Raw genomic sequence first — 26,411 nt, 5'->3', positions numbered from 1 at the left:
TTATTCACTAGATTAACTACTGAAGATTAAAAGTTATTTATACCAATAGTAATAACTGAAAGACCAGTTGTGTCTGAAAAATTATTATCAATAATTGTTCTAACTTGGGAAAAACCTTCTTTTAAAAATAGATTTCTTATGACATCTTGTTGATTTTCTTGGTGTTCAATAACCAACCATCCATTTGCTTTAAGAGATTGCTTAGATTGAATTATGATCAAACGAATTAAATCCAGTCCATCATCTCCAGAATATACGGAAACATAAGGATGATGTTTCTCCCATTCTGGTAATATTGAGTATTTTTCTGGTACGTATGGCGGATTAGCTACAATTAATGAGACTGACTCTTTAAATTTATCCAGTGATTGAAGATCACGTAAATCAGTTTGAAATGCTTGGGCCTTTATAGATAAACTAGATAATCTATTAATATTTCTTACTAAATATTGAAAGGCCACCGTATCGTATTCTACGCAAACAACATTTAAATCTGGACGACGTTTAGCGATTGATAAACCAATTGCACCACATCCTGAACATAAATCTAAGACAGTTGAATCAAAAGGAATGTTACTCTCTTTGTTAATCCATTTATGAATAAGTTGACTATGAGTGCGAGGAACAAATACTCCAGAACCAACAACTAAAGGTAATCCATCAAAATTTATAGAGTTAACAATATGCCCAAGCGGTATGCGATTACAGCGTTCATAAACTGCAAGCATGAATTCATTATAAGCTTGTTCTTTATTGCGTCTTTCCAAATAACGATCGACCAAACATTCAAGATCTGACTCGACATCCCAAATACCTGCTTCCGATAAAAGTTTCCTAGCATTATCAATAAAAATTTGATATTCATGAGAGAAATTCATGACCATACTCCATAGTAAGCATGTAATTTCTGACGCATTGATTCATAAAGGTAAGAAAATGCGACCAATTCTGGGGGAGGCGTAAAATGAGGATGGAGAGATTCAATCAAAGCCTGATAGTTTTCAGTTAGTCCCTTATCTAGCAATGGTAGCCAATAGGGTTTGATATCCCAACGATATTCATACCCTGTAGCAAACATTTGTTGAACAGTTTCTTTAACTATCAATTCACGAGGTAGGCCAGCTAATGGTGGGCGGATAGGGTTAAAATCCTCAAGGTTAATTTGCGAGTTTTCCACGCCAGTCAAAGAATTAGCAATATAATTAGCTAATAAAGGGGATTGGTGTAATCCATCGCGATATGTTCCAGTGACAAGCCATATATTAGTATCATCACATGGCCCTATTAATGGAAAACCATCAGCAGGAATGGGTCTATTGCCGACTTGAATTGAAAGAATTTCAGCATCATAAAGATTAATATCTAACTGCTCTAATGCACAATCTAGTAAAAATTGAACATCAGAAATTAAAGCATGTTTACGTGGTTTCTCTGCCAAGATATTGGTTGCACCAAGATATAAAATTCTCTCACCTCGTGGTACACAATGTAGGCCACATGCAAATGCCCTATTAGGAGTACGAATGACCGACGTTGGCAACTTTTTGCCTTCTGGTACCCTGACTAAAATTGATACACCATAACCTGCAAATATTGGAGGGATTCTTTTAGAAATTTCAGGTAAATTACATAGAAGTTCTAATGAGTTTACTCCTGCTGCGACTATAACCTTGTTTGCCTGCAAGCACTCTCCATTCAATAATTTAACTCCTATTGCCTTACCATTTTCAACTAACACACATTGAGCATTTTCTTCTATAATTGTTCCACCTTCCTTGATAAATGCTGCATCTAGCTTTTTAAGTAATAGATCAGAATTTACGGCATGTTCATCAGGAATATATAAGGCACGAAGTGGACGGACTAAATGGCTTGCCAAAATGGTAGGAGTCTCAAAGAAACTCAGTCCTATTTTTGCGAATGTCTTGATTGCAATAAAAGAAACCGCAAAAGGAAGGACTGAGTTATGCTTATCTTACCACCAACCTCCCGAAATGAACGGCGCCAGATGAAAAAAGTCGTTCAAAAAACCACAGATAAAAATTATGCCCGCCGGATCATGGGCATACTCTGGTTATGCCAAGGAGAGCCGGTCTCCCAAGTGGCCGATAAACTGTGTTGCGCTGAGTCTTCTGTCTGGCGCTGGATTAAGCGGTTTAGGGAGCTGGGATGGATGGGGTTACTCAGTTTACCGGCAGGCCGCCATACCCGATGGCATTTAACCCCACTTTGGCCTTTTCTGTCTTATCTATTGGAACATTCTCCCCAACAGTTCGGTTATCTCGGTTCCCGATGGAGCCTGGCCTTTTTTGTATTTTTAATCAAAAGGTTACTTAATATCACCCTTTCAATGAGCACGCTTTACCGTTATTTCCGTCAACAAGGGATTGTCTGGAGAAGAGCGGCCCCGACAGTCAAGTTACCCGATCCGGAATATGAAGAAAAAATGGCCCGCATTACCGAAGCGCTTTCCCGGGCGTCAGAGAAACATCCTGTTGTTTATGAAGATGAAGTGGATATTCACTTGAACCCGAAAATCGGGGCGGGCTGGTATTTTAAAGGCCAGCAAAAACGCATTAATACGCCGGGTAAAAATCAAAAATACTACGTTGCGGGTTGTCTTGATGTCCGGACCAACAAAATTGTTTTTACGGGTTACATGAAGAAAAGCGCTCAATTATTTATCAATACGTTAGAAGAATTAAAACGCCAATATCGTCACGCAGAAACGCTCACCGTGATTTTAGACAACTACATTATTCATAAAAGTAAGTCAGTAAAAGCGTGGTTACGACAGAATCCAAGCGTGACACTTTTATTCCTTCCGGTTTATTCGCCCTGGTTGAACAAAATAGAGCGGTTATGGCAATCGTTACATGAAACGGTTACCCGTAATCATGGTTGCCAATTTATGTGGCATCTGATTAAAAATGTGAAAATTTTTTTAAAAACGGCGTCAGGAAAAAAGACGTTGAAAGGAATCAGAAATATCAGAGTCTCAGCATTATGAAAAGGCATTTAGATCATTAGGATTAAGCCATTGTATTTCTCGTGGATCAATTGTTGAATAAGGAACTGAATAGTGAATAAGCGATTGCTCAATAGTATCATAATTGAGGCTATCAACTTCTTTCATTCCAGCAGTATTAAGAATTATATGAGTTCCTTCCGCTGTGAATAATGGTTTGTCATTACCGGAGGAATCAGATAGCCTTTTTTCCCATGTAGGCCAAAGCTTTTTAGCAATACAGTCCATATCTAACTTCAATTTTCCGTGTTGACTGGCCAATAAACCTTGTGTGATCTCACCAAAGCAACCATTCATAGCTCCTGCTGCTTTAGAGGCAGAATTACTTCTATCTGTATTGCCGACTCTACAAACAGAAACTCTCTATTTGCTAATTCATAGGATATGGAACTACCTATTGCTCCTGAACCAATAACAATAAAATCATATTTCATCGTTTATTTCCTATTTATTCAATAATGATTTAAATTAAATGAGTAAGTAAAAAATATAGTTATTAATTTTATTTGCTATTTTTTTGTAAAACCGATTGGAAATGAAAGTTAACGACAAATTACATTGATGTCAATCCTTTTTGTTAAAAAATAGGCCCTATATATTCGGGGTTATTTTTGTTATTATTTATATTGAAATTAAAACGTAGTGTTAATAGTGTTTTTTTTGTTGTAATTCCGGTCTTTTACTTAAAAAATTTAGTGTTTTGTTTAAAACGGATTGTTATGTTTTTTATTTGTCGTTTAATTTATTTTCTTATAATGTTATTAATTTTGTCTGTTTTTATAAATAATGATTTCATACCTATATTAGCTGGGTGTGTGATTATTTTTAATTAAAATTAAACAATGCCTATTGCGTTATAGTGATACTCATGACAATAACAAGGAGTAAATTATTAGTTACTTGTTCTAAATAATAGATTGCGAGTAGGAAATTCAATCAAAATTGAGCGATCTGATTAATAGCTAAACCAAAAATCACTCATCTGACTGAGTTATTCTCTGAATAAAAAATAAAAACATAATCCTTCCTTAAGATCAATTCCCAGCAGATAAAAACAACATTTCCCGGTAGTAAATAATGTTGTTTTTTAGTATCAAAAAAATTTCATTGAGAAATAAATAATTAATTACATAAATTAAATTTGCTCAATATGTATTCTAAAAAGATATATGAATTATTTTTACACAGGCCCTAACTAACGCTATTTTATTCTGGAGTTTTTCTTCTAAGGGCACCTTGGAAAGAATTTAAAACTCTTACTCCCGTTATTATAAAAATTTCGGGTTTTAGAATAGTTATCTTGTTGTTACAGGAGATTTACATGGCCTCAAAGAAAAAATATACCTATTCGGGGTTATCTGATTCCCATTCTGTTCAGGATGTTAATTCACTGCTCAATGCCTACGTGCCAAATTCTGATCCGGGTGTCCGTGTGGCACATAAGGTATTAGCCGATGAAGCGCCTAATGAGCTTTTGCGTGGAAATTATCACTGGACCAATAAATACGTTAATTCTTCCGGTACATTGGAATTATCGTACCATTTTCTGGAAACTGAGCCTTCTGTCCGTATTCAGGGTGCGAAATTTTCGATAATGCCGTTGTTTGATATTTCTGATTTCAGTGCCTTTAATGAAGAACAGAAAGATGCGGCAAGACTCTCTTTACAATCTTGGTCTGATGTTGCCAATATTAAATTTACCGAAGTAGATAGTATGAAAAAAGCCAATATCACTTTTGGTTTTTTTGATTACAGCAGCAGTGACGATTACGCATTCGCCACTTTGCCAAATGGGCAGAAAACGGCTTATTCTTGGTATCATGTTAAAGACCAGACTTTTGCTGATAATGATATTGGTGTGAATGGTTATGCCCGCCAGACGTTCACGCATGAAATTGGTCATGCATTAGGGTTGGAACATCCTGCCGATTATGACGCTTCTGATAAAATACGCCCAGGCTATATCAATTCAGCGGAATATTTCGAAGATACCCGTGCTCATACTGTTATGAGTTATTTCAGTGAAAAATATACAGGTCAAGATTTCAAAGGAAATTATTCATCGGCACCGTTGCTGAATGATATTTCCGCCATTCAGGATCTGTATGGCGCGAATATGGAAACCCGCACAGGGGATACCGTATATGGTTTTAATTCCAATACCGATCGCGATTTTATGACCGCTACTGATGCGAACAGCAAACTCGTCTTCAGTGTCTGGGATGCCGGCGGTGAAGATACCTTTGATTTCTCTGGTTTTAGCCAAAATCAGCGTATCAACCTGAATGAAGGTGCTTTCTCCGATGTTGGTGGCTTGAAAGGCAACGTTTCGATTGCCCGTGGTGTCGTGATTGAAAACGCCATCGGCGGCAGCGGTGACGATATTCTGGTCGGTAACAGCGCAGATAATATCCTGAAAGGCGGCGCAGGCGATGACGTCATTTATGGCGGTCTGGGCGGTGATCATCTGTGGGGTGGTGAAGGCAACGACACGTTTGTGTACTTAGACGGCAAAGAATCACTGAAAGACAATCCAGACTGGATCCACGATTTCGTCTCTGGTGAAGACAAGATTGACCTGTCTGATTTCAATTTCGGCGCTACCGGCGATATCAAATTTGTCGATGCGTTCTCAGGTAAGGCGGGCGAAGTGCTGTTCACTTATGATGAAGCGAATGATGTGACTGATCTGGAAATTAGCCTTGGCGGTGATCTGGCGGGCAATGATTTTCTGGTGAAAGTTGTCGGTCAGCCGTTGACGGAAGCCGATTTCATCGTCTAATTGCTGTTATCACCTTAATAAAATATTGCCGTATGCCCCTCAGGCGACGGCAGTATTATTGTGGAAATGAAAGATGATGGAACCCTTGCTTTGCGGTTATCGGTTTTATCGATCGAAACCGTTTTTATCAACCTTGATCTTATCGATAATTTTCTCTCTCTTTGTTACAGGAGGATGTATGGCAAGTAGTTTGAGACTTCCACCCGCTGGCGAGTTGAAAGGGTTATGGCAACTCTCCGATGGGAATAAGCAGTGCCGTATTGAATTGACGGATACGCGTTTAGCCGAGGGAACAGTTTGGGCGGCGAAAGGCGATGCTTGTGTCACTGAGTTAATTGGGCAGTCGGTTGCAGGATGGTATCCGTCGCCTGATGGCATCACGTTGACCGATAGTGATGGCAACAGCGTGGCCTTTTTCAGTCATGGGTCAGAACAGTGGATCGCTTATTTTGTTGATGGCCGGGAACTGACCCTGACACTCAATGGCTAATTCAGTCGTTCATGCCGATAACGCATTTATTTTGCTTCCGTTAATATGAAGGGATTGCAGTGAAATTACGCTTTCCGAAGGATGAAATCACGGAGGTTCTCCGTGCCCGCAGCAAGGTCTTCTGGACTATTGGATTATTTACGGCATTTATCAACTTGCTGATGCTGGTTCCCTCCATTTATATGCTGCAAGTCTATGACCGGGTGCTGCCATCCAGTAATGAAATGACCTTGCTGATGCTGACATTAATCACACTGGGGATGTTCGCCATGATGGGCGGGCTGGAATATATCCGCAGTCAGGTGGTGATCCGTATCGGCAATCAGTTTGATATGTGCCTGAACCAGCGGGTTTATACCGCTTCCTATGAATCTAACCTGAAAAACGGTTCCACCGATGCCGGGCAGATGCTTAATGACCTGGCGACCATTCGCCAGTTCCTGACGGGCAATGCCCTGTTTGCCTTTTTTGATGCGCCTTGGTTCCCGGTCTATCTTGGCGTTATTTTCCTGTTCAGCCCGTATTTGGGATTATTGGCGCTGGTGGGGGCGATCATGTTGATTGCGCTGGCCGTGCTGAACCAATGGCTGTCTCAAGCGCCTTTAGCGGAAGCCAGCCATCTTTCTTTACGTTCCGCTAACTTAGCCAGTACCAATTTGCGTAATGCCGAAGTGATTGAGGCGCTCGGCATGTTGCCGGCATTGCGCCAGCGCTGGTTTGGCCTGCATCAGCGTTTTCTCAATTTTCAGCGTATTGCCAGTGAACGTGCGGCCGCGATTACGGCGTTGACCAAAACGGTACGCATGGCGTTGCAATCGCTGATCCTTGGCTTGGGCGGCTGGTTGGCGATTGAAGGCCATATCACCCCCGGCATGATGATTGCGGGTTCTATTCTGATGGGCAGGGCGTTGTCGCCCATTGAACAGTTGATACAGGCATGGAAGAGTTGGAGCGCGGCGCGGCTGTCGTGGCAACGGCTGAATAAGCTGCTGCAAGCCCAGCCGGAACGTAAAAGTGGCATGTCATTGCCGCCGCCGAAGGGCGTGTTGCTGATGGAAAACGTTTCCGCCATGCCGCCGAGTAAAACACGGGCACGTCAGGTCGCGCAAAACGGAAATAGCCCCTATGTATTGCAGGATATCAATTTCGCGCTGGAGGCGGGGGATGTTCTGGGCGTGATTGGCCCCAGTGCGTCAGGGAAATCGACGCTGGCTCGCCTGTTGGTCGGGATATGGCCGGCACAGGAAGGGGTTGTACGGCTTGATAATGCGGATATCTACCAGTGGAACAAAGATGAGTTAGGCGTTTCCATTGGTTATCTGCCGCAGGAGATTGAACTGTTTGGCGGCACGATCGCGGAGAATATTGCCCGTTTTAATGAGATTGAAGCGGAAAAAGTCATTGAGGCGGCGAAAAAAGCCGGTGTTCATGAATTGGTACTCAATCTTGAGCGGGGATATGACACGGTTATCGGCGCAGGCGGCATGGGGTTGTCCGGCGGGCAGAAACAGCGGATCGGTTTGGCGCGTGCGCTGTATGGCAATCCATCGCTGGTGGTGTTGGATGAACCGAATTCGAATCTGGATGATATCGGTGAAAAAGCCTTGAGCCGTGCGATCGCCCAATTGCGGGAACAGGGGAAAACCGTGGTGGTTATCACCCACAGGCCGTCATTGCTCTCGCAAACCAGCAAGATTTTGCTGTTGGTACAGGGGAAAATGAAAATGTTTGGTCCTTCCCAACAGGTAATGGCGGCGCTGTCTCAGTCTCAATCGCCTTCACCATCGCCTTCACAACCACAGTCACCGCTAAAAACGGCCGAACGAGCCTCGTAACATGATTTCTATCCATGATTTTTATCTGGGAGTAAAAATGTCCTATCAGACGAATGCAAAGGATGCCCAACACGAGGCGTCGGAATTATTGCCGCTGGATGCCAATCGTTACCTGCGGATCGGTTGGCTGGTGATTGGGGTTGGCATTCTGGGTTTTTTCATCTGGGCGGCATTTGCGCCACTCGATAAAGGCGTGGCGTCATCGGGTACAGTCGTGGTGGATGGCAATCGCAAAACCGTACAATCCCCGGTAAATGGCATTATCAATCACATTCAGGTGAAAGAGGGCGAACAAGTGAAGGCCGGGCAGGTATTGGTTCAGCTCAGTCAGGTGCAGGTGAATGCCCAAATTGATTCCCTGAAACAGCAGCTTTATACCACCTTAGCCACCGAAGCCCGGCTGTTGGCCGAGCAGCAAGGGCAGGAGGACGTTGTTTTTCCTGAGTTTCTGAACCCGTCATCAGAGCCACGGGTTCATGAAATTCTGGCCTTACAAAAACAGCTCTTTTTATCCCGTCGTGAAATGTTGCGCAGTGATTTGGCGGGCATGCGGCAGGCCGAAGAAGGGCTGAATTTTCAAATCAAGGGGTTGCGGGCAGCCTTGGTAAGTAAACAGCAGCAGCAAATTTCGCTTAAGGAGCAGGTGACGAATTTGCAACCGCTGACGGAAGAGGGCTATTTCCCCCGTAACCGCTATCTGGAATTACTGCGCAGTCAAAGTGAATTAAGCGGCAATATCGCGGAAATGAGCGGCAAAATGGGGCAGCTTGAAAAGCAGCGGCAGGAAACGCAGCAGCGGATTATCCAGCGTCAGGCCGATTACCAACGGGAAGTGCGCAGCCAGTTGGCTGATGTGCAGGTATTGGCAAATGAGTTGAAAAACAAGCTGGAAACGGCGCAATTTGATCGGTCACAGACGGCCATTATTGCGCCGGCAGACGGCTCGGTGGTGGGGTTAACCGTATTTACGCAGGGCGGCGTGGTGGCTGCCGGCGAGAAATTAATGGAGATCCTGCCGACCCAGAGTGCACTGGAAGTCGAGGCGCGTTTGATGGTGCACCTGATTGATAAAGTTGCCGTGGGGCAAGAGGTTGATTTGATGTTTACCGCATTCAATCAGAACCGGACGCCGAAAGTGGCGGGCAAGGTGATGGTAATTTCTGCCGACCGTTTGGTCGATGAACGGACCAGGGAACCTTATTACCAGATGCGCTTGAGAGTCACGCCGGCAGGCATGGAGAAACTGGCCGGCCTGAATATCAAACCGGGGATGCCGGTTGAAGTGTTCGTCAAAACCGGTTCGCGTTCATTGTTGAGTTATCTGTTCAAGCCATTAGTGGACAGGGCATCGACCTCGCTGATTGAGGAGTAATGGGAATGTTGATGGTTCACCGCGTTGTCTGGTTTTTATCGATACTGCTGCTGGCGTTATCTCCCCGCTCTGCCAGTGCCCTTTCCTTAACGGAAGCCTATGCGCTGGCCTTGCAGCACGATCCGACCTTTCAGGCAGCGATTAAAGAGCAGGAAGCGGGTCAGGAAGAAAAAAACCTTGGGTTGGCGGAACTGTTGCCCAAGTTATCCCTGAGTTACCAGAATGCGCCCAAAAACTGGCAGCAGATGGAGTCGCAATCTTTCGATCCGCGGAACCGGATTGTCAGGGAGAGCCGTGACCGACAGTATCACAGTTATAGCGGGGCGGTTATCTTGACCCAGCCGTTGATTGATTTCGAAGCGTGGGCGCGTTATCGCACCCGTCAGGCTTACGCCCTGATGAGTGACAGCCGTTTTCGGGCGGACAGCCAGCAACTGGCGGTCAGGGTAGTGAACCATTATATGGCTGTCGCGTATGCGCAGGATAGGCTGGCGCAGGTTGTCCAGCAACGGGCAGCTTATGAGGCGCAACTGGAACGTAACCAAAAGTTATTCTCTTCCGGTGAAGGTACCCGCACCGATATCGCGGAAACCCAAGCGCGTTACAGTCAGGTATTGGCGGATGAGTTAGCGGTGCAAGATGAACTGGATGCCGCCATGCGTGATTTGCAGTTACTGGTTGGCATCCCGTTGCCGGTGGATTTGCCGGTTAATCGTTTATCCGACGCCCCGCGGTTCAACCCCCTCAAACTGGAACTGGCACATTACACCGATTGGGAACAACGGGCATTACGCCAGAATCCGCAACTGGCGGTTGCCCGCCAGAAAGTGGAGGTGGCGCATCATGATATTGCACGCAGCCGGGCGGGGTATCTGCCAAAACTGGAGCTGTATGCGTCCCACAGCGAAAATAAATCCAGCAGCGATAACAGCATCGATCAAAAATACCGCACAGATTCCCTTGGATTGCGCGTCTCCATGAATCTCTATAATGGCGGCGGGACGGCGGCGTCCGTGCGTCAATCCGCCGCCAACTATGGCAAGACGAAATTTGAAATGGATGCCCAGACGGGGGAGATCCTCAATGCCCTGAGACGCCATTATAACGCTTGCGTGAATGGCGAAAAGCGGATACGCGCTTATGAAATGGCGGTGGAAGCGGCGGCATTACAGGTAAAAGCGACACAAAAAAGTGTGGCACTGGGGCAGCGGGTAAATGTCGATATCTTGAATGCCGAACAACAACTCTACACTGCCCGTCGTGAACTGTCTCAGGCCAAATATGACTATATGAAAGCGTGGATTGGGTTATTAAATGAATCCGGCCAATTAAACGGTGAACATATTAAGTTAATTGCGGATTATTTTGGCTGAGGTGATCCCTTATCTCTTAATCAGCCGTAATTGCTGCAAATTTCCCTGCAATAACAAATCGGTTCTTAGCGAAGCTATTTCACGGCTGATATACGCCATTTCTTTGTGAGCGGCTAATTTTTTGCGCCATTTATCCGGTTGGGTATCCAAATGCTGGAACAGATTATCCAATGAACCCGCTTGTTGCAGCAGGGTGGCGGCTGTTTTGGGGCCAATACCCTGAACACCGGGGATTTTACTGCTGCTGATACCCGCAAGCCCCCAATAATCAGGCAGTTGGTGAGGGGCAACCCCAAATGCTTGCTGGACGAAGGGTAAATCCAGCCAGCGTTTTTGGAAGTAATCACGAATTTGGATATGGGGAGACAGAAGCTGGCAGTAGCCTTTATCGGTTGAAACGATCGTGACATGATACCCGCTCTTGGCGACTTTGGTTGCCAGTGTGGCGGCCAAATCATCGGCTTCATGCCCTTCTATGTGCCAGCAAGCGACTCCCAGCGCATCGAATGCCTGCTTAATGAATGGCATCTCTTGCTGCAAGTCATCCGGCATGGCCGCACGCCCTGCTTTGTAATCGGGGAAAAGTTGATGGCGCCAGCTATGGCTGCGATCATCTTCGTCAAATACCGCCACCGCATGGGTGGGGGAAGCGTGGGTGATTAACTGCTTTAACGCATGTTCACAGGCAGGGATGCAAGGGCTTCCCTGTACTGCATGAATGCGTCGAATCAGATTTAAGGCGTCTACAATTAAAAGGTGTATCATGGTCGTTATCTTCCCTCCGTGAGTTCATTCCCTGGCACCAGCCTCATGATTAAATAAATTTTCATCATAGTGAAAGTCTGCAATCTTGTCCCGCGCGTCGCACGGGACAAGATTGATGCCTGTCATTTTGAAACGCTATTTAAATTTTGATGAGGTATCTGCAATTTATTTGATTATGTCATAACAGGGTTGATAAACCGTCCCTCCGGGCAGTTTCATGCGATCCTGCTCGACAAAATCTTTCAGCAGGTGATCCATGCGATGCATCATGTCTACATCACCGTGGATTTTGAATGCGCCCTGTTTTTCTATGGCCTGAATCCCCGCTTCTTTGACATTGCCGGCCACAATACCAGAAAATGCACGTCGTAGGGCTGAGGCCAGTTTTTCCGGTGGCTGATTTGGGTATAAATTCAGGTTAGCCATATTTTCGTGGGACGGAATGAACGGCGACTGGAGATCAGGGCTGATTTTCAGTGACCAGTTGAAGCTATAGGCATCTCCGGTTGCACGGCGATTGTCCTGAACGTCCGGCATGGCTTTTTTCATGATGCGGGCTACTTCTGCCGGCGCATCCACAATAATGCGATAGTGGCGGCGAGCCTGTTTCCCCAGCGTATTGACGATAAATTCATCCAGCACCTGAAAGTAATTGGCGCTCTCTTTGGGGCCGGTTAAAACCAGCGGCAGAACTTGATCTTTATTTTCAGGGTTCATCAAGATAGACAGCAAATACAACAACTCTTCTGCCGTTCCGACGCCGCCGGGGAAGATAATAATGCCGTGGGCAATACGGACAAAGGCTTCCAGACGTTTTTCAATATCCGGCATGATGACCAGTTCATTGACCAGCGGATTGGGTGGCTCCGCCGCAATAATTGACGGTTCGGTAATGCCGATGAAACGACTTTTTCTGTAATTCTGCTGGGCATGCCCGACTGCGGCACCTTTCATTGGCGCTTCCATTGCGCCGGGACCGCAACCCGTACAGATATTGAGTTCACGTAGTCCAAGCTCATTGCCGACCTTGCGCCCGTATAAGTACTCTTTTTCATTGATGGAATGGCCGCCCCAACAAACAATCATATTGGGTTCTTCCGAGATATGCAGGGCTTTGGCGTTGCGCAGGATGGAGAAAATGGTATTGGTAATGTGCATACCATTTTCCATATTCAAATTATGTGCTTTCTGGGCGCTGGCAATTTGTGCGTGAACAAACAAAATATCGCGCAGGACAGCGAAAAGATTGGCTGCAGGGAGCGAATGATTTTGCCGTCAACAAAAGCGTCTTCCGGGGGATTGACGAGTTCCAGTTTTACGCCCCGCTCCCGACGCAGTACGCTGATATCAAAATCTTGATGTTTTGACAGTAACTCTTTGCTGTTATCTGTTTGACTACCAGAATTGAGAACCGCCAGTGAACAGTTACGGAAAAGGCGGTATAAATCACTGCTTGCGGTACGCTTAAGCATATCGACTTCAAGCTGAGAGAGTAAATCCATTGATCCTAATGGATTGACATGTGTAATCACGAATGACTCCTTTTACCCCGTGCGGGTTCGATTACTGGCGGGCTAACCTTCCTGTTGTGGGAACAAAGGCTTCATTACTGCGCCACGGATTGATATCCAATCCTCCCCGACGGGTATAACGAGCATAAACCGTGAGTGTTTCCGGGGCGCATAAGGCCATTAAGTCATTGAAAATACGCTCGACACACTGTTCATGAAACTCATTGTGATGCCGGAAAGACACTAAGTAGCGCAGCAGCTTTTCCTGATCGATTTTGGCGCCTTTATAGCGGATCATCACCGATCCCCAATCGGGCTGGTGGGTGATCAGGCAATTTGATTTCAGCAAATGACTTACCAGCGTTTCCTCAACCACAGGGCCGATTGCTGCCTGATTAAGATAATCACGATTGAATTGATAATCATCAATGTCAATATCCTGATTATCGATACATTCTCCGGCAAATTCGGCAATGGGCTGCTGGCTGAAAGCATGGAGGGGATGCAGAACAACTTCAATCTTGCCATTGGCGCAAACCGATAAATCGTGTTGCAAGGTTTTTTGTACCGTTTCCCAATCCGCAAAGCGGGTTTGGTTAAAACTGTTCAGATAAAGCTTAAAACTTTTTGATTCGATCAGATTTGTACTGGCTGCATCTAAACTGACATGGCCGATGGCAACTTGAGGAACGCCACGCGCGTTGAGCCAGGAAAGTTCGTACATTGTCCAGATATCTGCCCCATGAAACGGGAGATTGTCAGGATAGAGTCCAAGCGGCTCCCGGTTCAGACTGCGGGGAACCGCTTGTAATAATGTGGGATCGTAGTTATCGCGGTAGGGAGTGGGTTTACCCAATGTGAGTTGGGCGAGTGCCTGATTATCTTGATACAGAGACATTAGGATTCCTTGAAGCTGAACTATCTTTAGACGGTAAGGTAAGCCCGTAGTGTATCAAGGAATCCTGATGGTTCGTATTTTTATTGTGCATTGATATTAAGCGTAGCTCTTAAAATTCATCGTGTTCTATCATCCATTTTAATGCCTCTTCTACGAGGCTGAGTCTTTTGGCCTCAATGGAATTGCTGTAGATTTTTGGTTCCCCAGTTTTCGTATAGTATTGGATTTCATCACCAATCTTGAGAACGGTGGCATGACGTGTATATCTCTTTTCAAGAGATTCCCATTTTTGTTTGTTAACCGTTTTTAATCTTTCATTTGGGTGACATTCTAAGTAGGCATTAATAATACTTCTTGACTGAGCATGTTTAAAAAAATCAATAGGTAATAATTTTATAGCTTGATCAAGGTAGACAGCATTAGAACTAGCACAATCTTCATTATTATATTGACGACTATTTTCAGGATGGTATTTATCTTTTTCGAATATAAATGAAATTTGATCGTTAAAAAGTTTGTGATGTAATTCTACAAAGTGTGTTTGGTGCTTATACATTTTTTTCACGAAATGTACGGAAAAAATAAGACAATCAGCAGGGCTGTTTTGTATTTGAGAATAAATGTAAAGTTTTTTTAATTTTTCTGGATTTGAATTTAGAAAATTACGATGTATGTTAAAATGAATAAATGCATTAGATCCGATTCCTGAATCTATAGCAATGATAGAAATTCTCCCTTCGCTATCTTTGAACACATTGGTGGCGGTAAAGTGTTGTCCTGTGCCTCCGGTATTAGTTTGTAAAATAAATCTTTTATGGCTACTAGGCGGTAAATTATTTAGTATGTCTGGTGTAAGTAACTGTGATAATAAAAGTTCTGTATTCATATTAACATATTTCATATTAAGAACGTTTATTATTTGTCTAATGTTACCCTGATCTAGACTGAATTTATCAAATTGCTTGTGTGTTTCTTTTTTTCTGAGAATTTCATCTCTATATTCAAGCAAGTTATTTCGATTCATGTTTAATTCCTTATGCTATTCAAGGTGCTATCGATGGGGTATTATTGATTACGAATTATTAATGTTTTCTCGAAGAATTAGTGGATACATTCATTATATCCACTAATTTAATATTTAAGAATTTATACAGGAAACAATTTATCCAATAATGGCGATCTAAATAAGTGATGTGGATCATACTTCTGTAATGCTGAAACTGCCGAAACCCAGTTATTATCAGCAGGCAAGCCAGCAGTCAATGACGCCGGAATGATGTTGCCCAATACTTCCTGATCCTCCCATGCGCGGTTAGCACCATAAGCCCAGCCTTTACTCCATTCAACACGGGCGCAGGCATAAGAACCCTCAAACTCGTTGAATAGCCACTGTTCAAATTGACGACAAAATTCAATGGCATAGGGGGTTTCTGGAAAGGTTAAGACATCAAGCCAGACGGCGACATCCCATTCCGGTCGATCCAGCCGGGGGCGAATGGCTGATAGGGCAGAAACAGCCGCTTCGGCATACACCACTTCGGTGGGATCATCTAATCCAGTCACCCTAACTTCAAGTGGGCCATTGATCGGAAATTTCCCTTGGTTTGCATAGTGTTGTATTAATTGCTTCCAGTGAGTATAAAATTTATTCAATACCAGTTGGATATTTTTACGTTGGGTTAATACCGCATAACCATTGGCGGTAACACGCAATGTGGTGGGTTTGACATATAACAACAGGTTTTTACTCCAACCCCAGATATCTTTCCCACTATTTTGTAAGGCGGCATGGGTCAGTTGATATTGCATTTCACTCACCAGAGGCGTTATCAGCGGGAAATTAGCCAGAAGATTATCCGCGATATCCGATAGGGTGGGGGAAATATTATCGGAAAAGGGGTAGTTATAAGGTGCCTTAACTTCAATGCTGGCAGCCGGCTTGGTGGGAGCGACACTCCAGACTTTTAGCCACGGTGCAGGTGTAAAGGGGAATAAAATGATTTCAGCCCGACCACTTTTATCCAGAAAATCACTAAAAGTTCGTTTTTCTTTTGCGCTTTCCGGTGGGGCAAATAATTCATCTGCCGGAATATCGGTGAAACTCTGACAGCGAAGACGTTGATTTTTACCCGCCTGAAGTTGAACTTCCAAAATCAGCGAACAACCGATATGGGTTAATAACGGCGCGCAATCAGGCTCATGTCGCTCAAAATGCCTAATGGTATATTGCTGATTGTCTTTATCCCATACCACAGCAGAAAGGGATAATATCGCATTACTGAGAGAGCCGAATGTGTGCCCAGGCAGCGGGATCTCGTCAAGCGCTTTAATGGCCGTGCCATGCCCGTCGATGGCGAGAACCGCGCCGAGTGTCAAATCACCGGGCGCGGGGGTTGCCGTAAAGCCCAAGCCCTGTTCTTCCATTTGGGTCAGTAACGTTTCCATTAATATCCCGGTTTGTGCGGTCACGATGGAAAACTGAGAACGATGCTCGATATTGACATGGGTAAAATGAGCAGAAAGATCCAGCAGCATAATGCGATTTCTAAAACTTTGCCCTGATGCCAGGAGCAGTGGCGACCAATTATGTGATTGCCCGATGGGCCTTAATTTATAGTTTTCTTGCCATGCCCAATTCACCACGGAAATAATCTCTTCGGCTGTTTTCGGTATACAGCAAGGGATATTATCGGCACGAATTTCTCCTGACCAATTTTTAAAATTGATCATCTTCCACATCACTTCTTTGGGAAAGTTGGGTAAGTGATATTCTATTTCGGTAATTATCTCCTTTTGTAAGCAAATATCTTCTTTTTTAAGTGAATCTGATGATGGCATGTTTTATTTCCTTTGTTTTTAATTGGAAATCTATTGGCTATCAACAGAAAGCAATTTCTCCAATAACGGTGATCTGAATATGTGATGTGGGTCATAGGTATTTAATAAAGATATTACCGCAGTCCAATTATTATCAACAGGTTGACCCTCATTGAATGAAGCGGGAATATTATTTTTTATAATATCTTCATCTTCCCATGCGGCATTTTCACTGTATGCCCATCCCTTACTCCATTCGACGCGAGCCGCTGCGTAAGTACCATTAAATTCTTTAAATAGCCACTGCTCAAACTTGCGGAGAAATTGATGGGCATATTGCGTGATTGGAAAGGTCAATATATCGAGCCAAACTGCGACATCCCATTCCGGTTCGTCTGGACGGGGGCGAAGTGGGGACAATCCGGGAGCAACGGCGTTTTTGTCTATGACTTCGGAAGATGTATCCAGTCCGGTAACCCTCACTTCGATCGGGCCGTTGATGGGAAATTCTCCGTCAACCGCAAATTCCCCTAATAGTGTTCGCCATTGGCGATAAAACACATTCAGGACACGTTGAATATCAGCACGACGGGTTAAGATAGCATAACCATTGGCGGTCACACGTAATGTTGTGGGTTTGACATATAACAATAAGTTTTTACTCCAACCCCAGATATCTTTTCTTGAAGTTGATAGCAGAAGATCGGTATAGAAATATTGAAACTGGCCTAATATGGGAGTTAATGCGGGTTCAACATCAAGACAAGCCTCAAGGATCCCTGATACAAGATCAGAAATATTGTCGGAGAATGGGTAATTATAAGGCTCGGTCACTTCGACGCTGGAATCGGGTTTTTCAGGCGCAATACTCCAAACTTTTAACCAGGGTTTTGGGGTAAATGGGAATAAAATCACCTCGACCCGACCACTTTTATCCAGAAAATGGCTCACTGTTTGTGGCTTATTTTCTTTATCTTGTGAAAAGGCAAATAATTCAGCCGCAGAAATATCAGTAATACTTTCACACCGAAGATGTTGATTTTTCCCTGCCTGTAATTGGACTTCCAATATCAAAGCACTGCCTAAATGCGTCAGCAGAGGCGCGCAGCTTAATTCAGTGCGCTTAAAAACCTTAAGAATATATTGCTGGCGCTCTTTATCCCACACGACGGCAGAGAGAGACAATATCGCGTTGCTCAGGGAACCGTAAGTGTGACCCGGCTCGTTGTCTTCTCCACGCGCGTTGATGGCGGTTCCATGTCCACCAATTGCCAGAACACCGCCTAAGGTTAAATCGCCGGGCGCCGGTGTTGCGGTGAAACCAAGGCCGTGCGCTTCCATCTGCGTCATAAGTGCTTCCATCAGTACACCGGTTTGTGCGGTCACGATGGAAGCGGGAGAAGATTGCTCAATCGTGACCTGAGTGAAATGGGGTTGCAGATCCATGAGAATAAGATTTTTTGGTGCATCTTCTTTGGCGTTCAATATCAAAGGTGACCAATTATGTGATTGCCCAATCGGTCTTACCTTGTAATTTTGTTGCCAGGCCCAATTGACGACAGCCAGCACTTGCTCAACAGACTCTGGTATGCAGCATGGAACCTGATCTATTTTAATTTCATGTGACCAGTTATTAAAATTTCGATATTCCCATTTTACATCTTGGGGAAAGTTGATTAGCTCATCTGTTTGTTTGATGGTTATATTTTCACTGGATGATGTGTTTTCTTTTTTATTTGTGTGTAGTGAGTGCATGATTTTATATCCTTCATTTTAAATTGTTTTAATTGAATTTTTAGGTGAGTATGAATATATATTTATATTTTGTCGTGTTTTATTGTTTATATAATTTAATATGATTAATAGAAGTGGTGGTTGTTCTTAATTTATCTGAGTATGGTTATTGCTGCGTAATAAATGCGCCGAGTTATATTTATTATAGTCCTCATATTTTTCGATGACGGGGAGAGATTAAAAAATATTTTATTGAGCTAATTATTCTTGGGAATTCATTCTGTTGTCACTGTGCTGCAATTTTCAGGGTATTGGGTATAGAATAGAACGTTATTAAGCCTGAGCCTGAAAATAGGAATGATATAAGCATATGACCTTTAATGTGACAGAGGCACTCTCTGACTTTACCCGACGTTATGTTGAATTATGGCAACAGCAAACGGGGTTTCCGCCGGCCAGTAGTGCATTGTATGGCGTACCTTCACCCTGTATTGAGCGCACGGGAGAAGATGTGGTGCATTGGCTTCCCCGGCCATTTTCTGTGCCAGAAAAACTCAGTAAGGTAGAAATTGCGCTGGAGATCCGTTTGCAGGACGCTATCCATGATTATTATGCGACGCAGTTGGCGGGTGATATGGCCGCCAGTTTTGCCGGGCAAAATTTCAGCTTGATTCAGGTATGGAGCGAAGACGATTTTATTCGCTTGCAGGAAAACTTGATTGGTCACCTTGTTACCCAGAAGCGGTTAAAACTTTCACCGACCGTATTTATTGGCACGACGGATACCGAGATGGGGTTAATTTCGGTGTGTAATTTGACCGGGCAAGTGATGCTTGAACAGTTTGGCAGCCATGAAAGGAGAACATTAGCCGCAGATTTGGCCAGTTTCCTTGCGGTTATCACACCTGTCATGTGCAGTTAATTGCAGATATTGGTTGGGTTTTTTGTAAGAGATATCTCACATCGCGCGTGAGATATCTCTTTTAATCATGGCGTGAATATTACTCGATAAAATTATTTCTATTTTATATCAATAGAATGCGTGATGTTATCTGAGTGTTCATATTGCCATTTCTCTGACGATACGGATTCAGTGGCTTGTTTCAATAGCCCGAATCGTAGATCCTTTCACTGTTCCGCAAGGAACCACTGCACAACAATAACCAGGGAATAAATCCATCGGGAAGATGGTACAAGGATGATTAGGTACAGGCAGGAAGGCTAAAAACTATCAGTATAATGATTGAATAAAGGATATCTGACAGGGATGTATTTTGTCAGGGAAATAAACAGGAAATACCCCAAGTAGCAGGATTGCTATGACAGCCACTCAAGAGGAGAGGTAAAATCTCTCCTCTTACTTCACTTAAATTGCCGCAACTTTTCCTACCGTAACTTTTCCGCTGAAATCGTATCAATGATACTCTACGTCCCAATGACGTGGTGGCAGTTTCTGCCATCTGAGCAACAGATAAGCATCAGACGAAACATCATGAGTATCGAGACACAAATTCTACATAAATTACAGTCAATTGAAGCGGCCCTGAAAATGGTGGGCGTATGGCAGGATTATCCGCCTAAACCCGAAGCCTTTGAAAGCACCGAACCTTTTTCCATTGATACGATGTCAGCAGGCGAGTGGCTCCAGTGGGTGTTAATCCCAAGAATGCGCGCCCTGATAGAGCAAAAAGCCTGTTTGCCGACGGCATTCGCCATCGCTCCCTATTTTGAAGAAGTTTATAAAGAAGAAACCGAGCGTTATTTCCCTCTGCTTGAACATTTGCGGGCGTTGGATAACCTGTTTACGCAGGATGCCTGATATGCTGGAGATTATTTATCAGGATGAGCATATCGTTGCCGTCAATAAGCCTGCCGGCTGGTTAGTTCACCGTAGCTGGCTGGCTCGCCATGAGACGGTTTTTGTGATGCAGACATTGCGTGATCAAATTGGGCAGCATGTTTTCCCGGTCCATCGTCTGGACAGGCCGACATCGGGGGTGCTGTTAATGGCGCTTTCAAGCGAAGTCGCCAGAACACTGTCACAACAATTTGAATGCCACGAGATACAAAAAACGTATCATGCCGTTGTACGGGGTTATGTTGAAGGTGATGATATGATCGACTACGCCTTAATGGAGGAGTTGGATAAAATTGCGGATAAATTTGCGGATACAGACAGGGCCGCGCAACCCGCCGTGACTTATTACCGTTCATTGGCACAAGTCGAGTGTCCGGTTGAGATAGGGCGTTATCCGACATCACGTTTCAGTTTGTTGGCGTTGATGCCAAAAACCGGCCGGAAGCATCAATTGCGGCGGCACATGGCGCATATTCGACATCCGATCATTGGGGATACTACGCACGGCGATTTGCGACAAAATCGCGGTGTTGCTAAATATTATCAGACTGGCAGGTTAATGCTGCATGCCAGCCGGCTTCAACTCAAGCATCCTGTGACAGGAGAGAGTCTTCTTCTGACTGCGCGCTGGGACCCATCATGGCAGCATTTGCTTGAACAGTTTGGCTGGCAGGGTATTGTGCCTGATCTGGAATGTCTTACTATTCGTGAATGAACACATCATGAATGAACACATCATGAATGAACACAGTATCAAACCGGTTAAAGAGATCAATATTTATGGCAAAAATTGGTATTTTCGTTGGTACAGTTTATGGCAATGCGCTGGCGGTTGCGGAAGAAGCGCAGCAGATCCTAGAGCAGCAAGGACATGAGGTTGCCATTTTTGAAGAGGCAACTTTAGCGCAATGGCAACCGTATTTGCAGCAAGTTGTCTTAGTGGTGACCTCAACCACGGGGCAAGGCGATCTGCCTGACAATATCCAGCCGCTGTATAGCGAATTGAGTGATAAGTTGGGCTACCAGCCCGATCTGAGCTATGGCGTGATTGCGCTGGGCGACAGTAGTTACGACACTTTTTGTGGCGGTGGCTGCACATTTGATAACCTGTTACAGGAACAGGGCGCCAAACGCATTGGCGAGGTGCTTCGGATTGATGCGATTGAGGTCGCCGAACCTGAAGTCTTTGCCCAAGGCTGGATTGAGGAGTGGGGGACGTTGTTGTAAGTCAATGATTACACCGCTTAGGCCTTTATCGGGTTCGAGAATGTGGGCGGATAAGCGGTGTATGACAAGCGGATACCATTACTTACGGGTCAGCTTTTCCAAATCGGCTTCAATTTCTGCAATTTTATTTGCCACGACATGTTCAAGATGACGCAAGTCGTCGAGGATCTTGTGTTTCAAATCCACTTCAATCTGATCATGTTTGCAAATCTGATCCAACTCTTCAATCACATAACGCAGGTTAGTATTGATCTCCTTGATTTCTTTGTAACCTTGGCTTGAATGATCGTCAGAGATGGTCTTTAACTGGCGTGGGTACTTAAATTTAACGCTCTTGGCGAAGAATTCGCCCTTATCCTTGCGGAAATAAATCTTCAGAATATCGTTATTCGCTTCCTGACGGAGGCTATAGCGATCAATATCTTCAGGATGTGTGATCCCCAAACTTTTCAGATTATCGTACATAGCGCGCCACCTAGTCATCTAAATGAAATAGAAAAGGCAAAAAATAGTGGATTTATTATCCATTTCGTTATCGTTAAAAGTCAATGGGTTAATGGGATTTAAGCGTATCCACATAAAAATTAAAACAAATACATTGCTTGAAATCATCAATCAACATACATATGATTAGCTCATAACAAAAATGGAGCTTTAATCGTGGATTATGAACATGGACTAGAGGTTAGCAAAATGAAAGCACTCATCGGCGTAATGAATGAAGAGCTTATTCGTAAACGTATATTGGCAATCGCTAAGGGTGAATATAAACCACAACCCGATGAACCTAAGGTTTGGTTTACGTCTATGATAGCACTGGCACAAGTATTGAGTGAAAACAATATTGCTTTACTTCGTATGATGGATGAGCAAAAGCCAGAAACCATAGCCGAACTTTCTGGGCTTTCAGGAAGAAAACCGAGCAATTTGTCAACGACGTTAAAAACACTTAATCGGCATGGCCTTGTGCGGTTGGAAAAGAATGGAAAAAATGTCAAACCCATTGCTTTATTTACCGACTTTGAAATAAAGATTGAGCAGGATCTGACTGAAAGGATTATGAAAGCCTGTTCAAAAGGGAAAAAAGCGGCTTGAATGTGAATAATATGCTGTTTTTTTATAGATATTCTTTATGGCTATAGCCACCCAAAGGGGTGGCTCAGTTATTTTTAAATTTAATCAATATTTCTCAGCAATTCATTAATCCCCACCTTGCCACGGGTCTTGGCATCAACTTTTTTCACGATAACGGCGCAATACAGGCTGTAGCTGCCATCTTTCGACGGAAGGTTACCGGATACCACGACAGAACCCGCAGGGACGCGGCCATAATGGACTTCACCGGTTTCGCGATCATAGATTTTGGTGCTTTGGCCGATGTAAACACCCATTGAGATCACGGAGCCTTCTTCGACGATAACGCCTTCGACAATCTCAGAGCGTGCGCCGATAAAGCAGTTGTCTTCGATAATGGTTGGGTTGGCCTGCAATGGTTCCAGAACACCACCAATGCCAACGCCGCCGGATAAGTGGACATTTTTACCGATCTGGGCACAGGAGCCGACGGTGGCCCAAGTGTCTACCATGCTGCCTTCATCCACGTAAGCACCCAGGTTGACGTAAGAGGGCATCAGTACGGTGTTGCGGGCGATATAGGCGCCTTGGCGGACCGCCGCAGGAGGCACGACACGGAATCCTTCTTTTTCGAAACGTGCCTGATCATAGTCAGCAAATTTCATCGGGACTTTATCGAAATAGCGGCTTTCAGCGCCTTCCATCACCTGATTGTCATTAATGCGGAAGGAAAGCAGTACCGCTTTTTTCAACCATTGATGCGTTATCCACTTTCCATCGACTTTTTCGGCGACCCGTAGTTTGCCGCTGTCCAGCATTTGAATAACCTGATTGATGGCAGCGCGGGTTGCATTGTCAACCGTCATTGGAGTGATGTTTACGCGGTTTTCAAACGCAGTTTCGATAGTCGTTTGTAATTGCAGCATGAGTATGCGGTTCCTAATTTCTGTTAAGAGAGTCTTGTTATAGTTTATCCCGTGTGTCGAGGGTTTCTGTCAACCTTTCTGATAATTCATCCCTTATTTTTTGATGTAATGCGTTTTGATCTTTATCCGCTAAGACAAAAAAGTCTTCGACACGTTCACCGATGGTCGTAATGCGGGCGCCGTGCAGGGAAATATCTAATTCAGCGAAAATATTCCCCACCCGTGCCAATAATCCGGGCTGATCCAACGCGATCAATTCCATATAAGTACGGCGAGCATTTTTGCTGGGTATAAAGTTAACCTTGGTGGGAACGTTAAAATGGCGCAATTTGGCCGGCAGATTGCGTGCCTTTGGGACGTTAGGATGAGGATCGTTTACGACTTTCAGTAAGGCTTGCCGGATAGGTTCATGGCGGTCAAATGCCAGCGGATGGCCGTTAGGCTCCAACACAACAAAAGTATCCATCGCCATTTCATCCCGGTTGGTGAAGATTTGGGCATCGTGAACACTTAAATTACGCTTGTCCAACTCCCCAACAACGGCGGCAAAAAGCGAAGGCCGATCTTGGCACCAAATAAAAATTTCTGTCCCGCCGTGAGAAAATGCGGTGCTGATGAGTACCATAGGTTCCAGAAAAGTTTGGTGGATGGTGTGGTGGAGTAAGTGGCTGGCGTGCCACGCTAATTGATCAGGGGTATGACGCAGGAAATAATCCGCATGGCAACGGTTCCAGATATGGTGTAACCGCTGCTCGTCGATATTTTCTTGCCGCAGAAGCGTTAACGCTTGTATGCGATTATTGCGGATGCGCTCCCGTAAATCAGGGGTATTTTGAATCCCTTGGCGCAATTGGGTTTCCGTGGCGAAATAGAGTTCACGTATCAGGCTCTGTTTCCAGCTATTCCAGAGTTTGGCGTTGGTAGCACAAATATCTGCGACGGTGAGGCAGGCTAAGTAATTAAGACGGTTTTGGTTTTTAACCTGGCCGGCAAATTGCTGGATCACCTCAGGATCTTGGATATCCCGTCGCTGCGCCGTCACTGACATCAGTAAGTGGTCGCGAACCAGCCATTCCACTAATTCTGCTTCATGGTTGGTCAGGCCATGCTGTTGGGCAAATACGAAGGCATCTTTGGCACCCAGCTCAGAATGATCACCATTGCGCCCTTTGGCAATATCATGGAAAAAAGCCGCCAGCCGCAACAGCTCTGGTTGGGGGAGACGCGGATAAAGTTCAACACACAGCGGATGAATAACCCGGTTGTTTTCATCGGCAAAACTTTCCAGTTTTTGCAGTACGCGGATAGTGTGCTCGTCAACCGTATAAGCATGAAAAAGATCAAACTGCATCTGGCCGACAATATGGCTCCAAAATGGCATATAAGCGCCTAATACACTATGCCGGTGCATGGGGAGTAACGCTCCGGTAACGGCATGGGGATGGCGCAGAATAGCCATAAATATTTTTCGGGCGGCGGGGAACTCACACAAAGGCGTGCTCAGGTTTCTGCGGGCATAACGCAGTTGGCGCAGTGTCGTCGAATAGATCCCCTGAATGTCACGATATTCAGCCATGTGATAAAACAGGCGCAATATTGACGTGGGATCACGGCTAAACAGGGTTGCATCAATGAGATCGATCAGGTTTCCCCGCAATTGAAACTCGCTGTTCAGGGGACGGGGTTTCTCATTGGGCTGCAAGGCCAAAATGGCTTCATCAAACAGTTGCAGCAGCATGTTATTCAGCTCACTGACGCGACGGGTCACGCGATAAAAATCTTTCATCATTCGCTCGACAGGCTGATTTCTTTCTCCTTCATAGCCGAGCAGTCGGGCGACACTGAACTGGCGTTCAAACAACAGCCGGTTATCATAACGGTTAACAACCAGATGAAGCGCAAACCGGATGCGCCAGAGAAACGCCTGACATTCGTTCAGTTCGTTGCGTTCTTCCTGGGTCAGGAAACCAAAATTGACCATTTCATCTAAGGAGGTGGCACCAAAATGGCGGTGAGCGACCCAAAGTAAGGTGTGAATATCGCGTAACCCACCGGGGCTACTTTTGATATCAGGCTCCAGATTGTAACTGGTACTGTGATAGCGTTGATGGCGTTCTTGTTGTTCCGCAATTTTTGCGGCGAAAAATTGAGCTGACGGCCAAAAATCATCGCTGAAAATATATTTCTGCAATCGCAGAAATAGTGGTAAGTCCCCACAAATTAAGCGGGATTCAATCAGGTTAGTCGCGATAGTCGGATCGGAAAGGCCTTTTTGCTGGCATTCTTCGAATGTTCTGACACTGTGGCCGACTTCAAGGCGGATATCCCAAAGCAGGGCAATCAGTTGTCCGAGGCGAGTTGATTGCTCCTCAGTCAATGGCGATTCACTCAGGATCAACAGGTCAATGTCAGAGAGAGGATGTAATTCCCGGCGGCCATAGCCCCCTACGGCAATCAGTGAAAGGGAAGTTATCTGGTCAAACCCCTGTTCCTGCCAGAGTCGCTTTAAAAGCTGATCGATATAGTCGCTGCGGGTGTAAATCAGCGCATCCGGCGAAATGCCGGCCTTGAATGCCTGCTCAAGCCATAGCTGGAATTCATCAATATGCTGTTTAAGGGCAGGAAATTGCAGATCATCGTGGGAAAACTCCACCGGAGAAAGGGGAGGAACGGGTGCTTGCGCTAAGGAGATATCGACTGGCATATGCAGAAACCTATTAT

At 44.8% G+C, this 26,411-nt stretch carries 23 protein-coding genes and 1 pseudogene; 11 read left to right on the top strand and 13 right to left on the bottom strand.

Annotated features, from left to right (window positions below; translation table 11 throughout):
- Nucleotides 1-26: 26 nt before the first annotated feature.
- Entirely contained in the window at nt 27-878 is an 852-nt protein-coding gene (locus tag XDD1_RS15390) for a N5-glutamine methyltransferase family protein (protein ID WP_045972546.1), read from the bottom strand.
- Nucleotides 875-1,879: an NAD(P)/FAD-dependent oxidoreductase gene (locus XDD1_RS15385; protein ID WP_231854418.1), complete on the bottom strand. Its 1,005-nt coding sequence runs from the start codon at nt 1,877-1,879 to the stop codon at nt 875-877. Before XDD1_RS15385 ends, XDD1_RS15390 begins: the two co-directional genes overlap by 4 nt.
- An 87-nt stretch (nt 1,880-1,966) precedes the next feature.
- Here XDD1_RS15385 and XDD1_RS15380 point away from each other — a divergent pair, with 87 nt between their 5' ends.
- Nucleotides 1,967-3,010, top strand: coding sequence for an IS630 family transposase (locus XDD1_RS15380; protein ID WP_045972544.1), 1,044 nt, complete (start codon nt 1,967-1,969; stop codon nt 3,008-3,010).
- Here XDD1_RS15380 and XDD1_RS15375 read toward each other — a convergent pair.
- Nucleotides 3,005-3,325, bottom strand: a complete 321-nt coding sequence (locus XDD1_RS15375) for a hypothetical protein (protein ID WP_045972542.1) — start codon at nt 3,323-3,325, stop codon at nt 3,005-3,007. The genes XDD1_RS15380 and XDD1_RS15375 overlap by 6 nt on opposite strands.
- A complete protein-coding gene (locus XDD1_RS20095) occupies nt 3,322-3,462 on the bottom strand; it encodes a hypothetical protein (protein ID WP_231854417.1) in 141 nt (46 codons plus the stop codon). The genes XDD1_RS15375 and XDD1_RS20095 overlap by 4 nt, the downstream gene beginning before the upstream one ends.
- Nucleotides 3,463-4,349: 887 nt before the next feature.
- Here XDD1_RS20095 and XDD1_RS15370 point away from each other — a divergent pair.
- The 5 genes from XDD1_RS15370 to XDD1_RS15350 all read left to right on the top strand — a co-directional run bounded on the left by XDD1_RS15370 (nt 4,350) and on the right by XDD1_RS15350 (nt 10,880).
- Nucleotides 4,350-5,810, top strand: coding sequence for a serralysin family metalloprotease (locus XDD1_RS15370; protein ID WP_045972540.1), 1,461 nt, complete (start codon nt 4,350-4,352; stop codon nt 5,808-5,810).
- A 178-nt stretch (nt 5,811-5,988) separates the two neighbouring features.
- Nucleotides 5,989-6,300 carry a protease inhibitor Inh/omp19 family protein gene (locus XDD1_RS15365; protein WP_045972538.1) on the top strand — a complete coding sequence of 104 codons (312 nt, stop codon included), beginning with the start codon at nt 5,989-5,991 and terminating at the stop codon, nt 6,298-6,300.
- 59 nt (nt 6,301-6,359) lie between these two features.
- Nucleotides 6,360-8,135 (top strand): type I secretion system permease/ATPase, encoded by a 1,776-nt coding sequence (locus XDD1_RS15360; protein ID WP_045972536.1) that lies wholly within the window; start codon nt 6,360-6,362, stop codon nt 8,133-8,135.
- Nucleotides 8,136-8,172: 37 nt separating this feature from the next.
- Complete coding sequence (locus XDD1_RS15355) at nt 8,173-9,507, top strand: HlyD family type I secretion periplasmic adaptor subunit (RefSeq protein WP_045973694.1); 1,335 nt, start codon at nt 8,173-8,175, stop codon at nt 9,505-9,507.
- Nucleotides 9,508-9,518: 11 nt separating this feature from the next.
- A complete protein-coding gene (locus XDD1_RS15350; protein ID WP_231854524.1) occupies nt 9,519-10,880 on the top strand; it encodes a TolC family outer membrane protein in 1,362 nt (453 codons plus the stop codon).
- A 9-nt stretch (nt 10,881-10,889) separates the two neighbouring features.
- Here the strand turns inward: XDD1_RS15350 and xni are convergent, their stop codons facing one another.
- The 6 genes and pseudogenes from xni to XDD1_RS15320 form a co-directional block, all read right to left on the bottom strand.
- Nucleotides 10,890-11,645 carry a flap endonuclease Xni gene (gene xni / locus XDD1_RS15345; protein WP_045972532.1) on the bottom strand — a complete coding sequence of 252 codons (756 nt, stop codon included), beginning with the start codon at nt 11,643-11,645 and terminating at the stop codon, nt 10,890-10,892.
- A gap of 165 nt (nt 11,646-11,810) precedes the next feature.
- Nucleotides 11,811-13,177, bottom strand: a pseudogene (gene ppnN, locus XDD1_RS15340) (nucleotide 5'-monophosphate nucleosidase PpnN).
- Nucleotides 13,178-13,208: 31 nt separating this feature from the next.
- Complete coding sequence (queF, locus tag XDD1_RS15335) at nt 13,209-14,054, bottom strand: NADPH-dependent 7-cyano-7-deazaguanine reductase QueF (RefSeq protein ID WP_045972530.1); 846 nt, start codon at nt 14,052-14,054, stop codon at nt 13,209-13,211.
- Between the two features lie 109 nt (nt 14,055-14,163).
- Nucleotides 14,164-15,078 carry a YopJ family acetyltransferase gene (locus tag XDD1_RS15330; RefSeq protein ID WP_045972528.1) on the bottom strand — a complete coding sequence of 305 codons (915 nt, stop codon included), beginning with the start codon at nt 15,076-15,078 and terminating at the stop codon, nt 14,164-14,166.
- Between the two features lie 122 nt (nt 15,079-15,200).
- Nucleotides 15,201-16,892: a cholesterol oxidase substrate-binding domain-containing protein gene (locus tag XDD1_RS15325; protein WP_045972526.1), complete on the bottom strand. Its 1,692-nt coding sequence runs from the start codon at nt 16,890-16,892 to the stop codon at nt 15,201-15,203.
- 30 nt (nt 16,893-16,922) lie between these two features.
- Nucleotides 16,923-18,626 (bottom strand): cholesterol oxidase substrate-binding domain-containing protein, encoded by a 1,704-nt coding sequence (locus XDD1_RS15320; RefSeq protein WP_045972524.1) that lies wholly within the window; start codon nt 18,624-18,626, stop codon nt 16,923-16,925.
- Between the two features lie 349 nt (nt 18,627-18,975).
- On the opposite strand from XDD1_RS15320, the gene syd reads away from it, so the two are divergent.
- The 4 genes from syd to XDD1_RS15300 all read left to right on the top strand — a co-directional run bounded on the left by syd (nt 18,976) and on the right by XDD1_RS15300 (nt 21,690).
- Nucleotides 18,976-19,527, top strand: a complete 552-nt coding sequence (syd, locus tag XDD1_RS15315; RefSeq protein ID WP_045972522.1) for a SecY-interacting protein — start codon at nt 18,976-18,978, stop codon at nt 19,525-19,527.
- A gap of 570 nt (nt 19,528-20,097) precedes the next feature.
- Nucleotides 20,098-20,424 (top strand): YqcC family protein, encoded by a 327-nt coding sequence (locus tag XDD1_RS15310; RefSeq protein ID WP_045973692.1) that lies wholly within the window; start codon nt 20,098-20,100, stop codon nt 20,422-20,424.
- Between the two features lies 1 nt (nt 20,425).
- The gene (gene truC / locus XDD1_RS15305; protein WP_045972520.1) at nt 20,426-21,178 is read left to right on the top strand and encodes a tRNA pseudouridine(65) synthase TruC; all 753 of its coding nucleotides are present in this window, start codon (nt 20,426-20,428) and stop codon (nt 21,176-21,178) included.
- A 65-nt stretch (nt 21,179-21,243) separates the two neighbouring features.
- A complete protein-coding gene (locus tag XDD1_RS15300) occupies nt 21,244-21,690 on the top strand; it encodes a flavodoxin (protein ID WP_045972518.1) in 447 nt (148 codons plus the stop codon).
- 78 nt (nt 21,691-21,768) lie between these two features.
- Here XDD1_RS15300 and XDD1_RS15295 read toward each other — a convergent pair whose 3' ends face one another.
- Nucleotides 21,769-22,155 (bottom strand): DUF3461 family protein, encoded by a 387-nt coding sequence (locus XDD1_RS15295; RefSeq protein ID WP_045972516.1) that lies wholly within the window; start codon nt 22,153-22,155, stop codon nt 21,769-21,771.
- Nucleotides 22,156-22,350: 195 nt separating this feature from the next.
- Between XDD1_RS15295 and XDD1_RS15290 the strand changes: the two genes are divergently transcribed.
- On the top strand, nt 22,351-22,785 hold the full coding sequence (locus XDD1_RS15290; RefSeq protein WP_231854416.1) for an HVO_A0114 family putative DNA-binding protein: 435 nt from the start codon (nt 22,351-22,353) through the stop codon (nt 22,783-22,785).
- Between the two features lie 80 nt (nt 22,786-22,865).
- On the opposite strand, the gene dapD is transcribed toward XDD1_RS15290, so the two are convergent.
- Nucleotides 22,866-23,690: a 2,3,4,5-tetrahydropyridine-2,6-dicarboxylate N-succinyltransferase gene (dapD, locus tag XDD1_RS15285; protein WP_045972514.1), complete on the bottom strand. Its 825-nt coding sequence runs from the start codon at nt 23,688-23,690 to the stop codon at nt 22,866-22,868.
- A 37-nt stretch (nt 23,691-23,727) separates the two neighbouring features.
- On the bottom strand, nt 23,728-26,394 hold the full coding sequence (glnD, locus tag XDD1_RS15280; RefSeq protein WP_045972511.1) for a bifunctional uridylyltransferase/uridylyl-removing protein GlnD: 2,667 nt from the start codon (nt 26,392-26,394) through the stop codon (nt 23,728-23,730).
- Nucleotides 26,395-26,411 lie beyond the last annotated feature (17 nt).

Origin of the sequence: Xenorhabdus doucetiae (assembly GCF_000968195.1) — a bacterium.
Lineage (GTDB): Bacteria > Pseudomonadota > Gammaproteobacteria > Enterobacterales > Enterobacteriaceae > Xenorhabdus > Xenorhabdus doucetiae.
Note: the sequence above shows the minus strand (reverse complement) of the source record. Positions and strands in the feature narration are given on the sequence as shown.

Excerpts from the sequence above, each read along its gene's own strand:
- syd (WP_045972522.1), top strand. The coding sequence starts at position 18,976 with ATGACCTTTAATGTGACAGAGGCACTCTCTGACTTTACCCGACGTTAT.
- XDD1_RS15325 (WP_045972526.1), bottom strand. The coding sequence starts at position 16,892 with ATGCCATCATCAGATTCACTTAAAAAAGAAGATATTTGCTTACAAAAG.
- XDD1_RS15300 (WP_045972518.1), top strand. The coding sequence starts at position 21,244 with ATGGCAAAAATTGGTATTTTCGTTGGTACAGTTTATGGCAATGCGCTG.
- XDD1_RS15365 (WP_045972538.1), top strand. The coding sequence starts at position 5,989 with ATGGCAAGTAGTTTGAGACTTCCACCCGCTGGCGAGTTGAAAGGGTTA.
- XDD1_RS15330 (WP_045972528.1), bottom strand. The coding sequence starts at position 15,078 with ATGAATCGAAATAACTTGCTTGAATATAGAGATGAAATTCTCAGAAAA.
- glnD (WP_045972511.1), bottom strand. The coding sequence starts at position 26,394 with ATGCCAGTCGATATCTCCTTAGCGCAAGCACCCGTTCCTCCCCTTTCT.
- truC (WP_045972520.1), top strand. The coding sequence starts at position 20,426 with ATGCTGGAGATTATTTATCAGGATGAGCATATCGTTGCCGTCAATAAG.
- XDD1_RS20095 (WP_231854417.1), bottom strand. The coding sequence starts at position 3,462 with ATGAAATATGATTTTATTGTTATTGGTTCAGGAGCAATAGGTAGTTCC.
- queF (WP_045972530.1), bottom strand. The coding sequence starts at position 14,054 with ATGTCTCTGTATCAAGATAATCAGGCACTCGCCCAACTCACATTGGGT.
- XDD1_RS15380 (WP_045972544.1), top strand. The coding sequence starts at position 1,967 with ATGCTTATCTTACCACCAACCTCCCGAAATGAACGGCGCCAGATGAAA.
- XDD1_RS15375 (WP_045972542.1), bottom strand. The coding sequence starts at position 3,325 with ATGAATGGTTGCTTTGGTGAGATCACACAAGGTTTATTGGCCAGTCAA.
- XDD1_RS15355 (WP_045973694.1), top strand. The coding sequence starts at position 8,173 with ATGTCCTATCAGACGAATGCAAAGGATGCCCAACACGAGGCGTCGGAA.
- XDD1_RS15310 (WP_045973692.1), top strand. The coding sequence starts at position 20,098 with ATGAGTATCGAGACACAAATTCTACATAAATTACAGTCAATTGAAGCG.
- XDD1_RS15390 (WP_045972546.1), bottom strand. The coding sequence starts at position 878 with ATGAATTTCTCTCATGAATATCAAATTTTTATTGATAATGCTAGGAAA.
- XDD1_RS15295 (WP_045972516.1), bottom strand. The coding sequence starts at position 22,155 with ATGTACGATAATCTGAAAAGTTTGGGGATCACACATCCTGAAGATATT.
- XDD1_RS15350 (WP_231854524.1), top strand. The coding sequence starts at position 9,519 with ATGGTTCACCGCGTTGTCTGGTTTTTATCGATACTGCTGCTGGCGTTA.
- xni (WP_045972532.1), bottom strand. The coding sequence starts at position 11,645 with ATGATACACCTTTTAATTGTAGACGCCTTAAATCTGATTCGACGCATT.
- XDD1_RS15370 (WP_045972540.1), top strand. The coding sequence starts at position 4,350 with ATGGCCTCAAAGAAAAAATATACCTATTCGGGGTTATCTGATTCCCAT.
- dapD (WP_045972514.1), bottom strand. The coding sequence starts at position 23,690 with ATGCTGCAATTACAAACGACTATCGAAACTGCGTTTGAAAACCGCGTA.
- XDD1_RS15320 (WP_045972524.1), bottom strand. The coding sequence starts at position 18,626 with ATGCACTCACTACACACAAATAAAAAAGAAAACACATCATCCAGTGAA.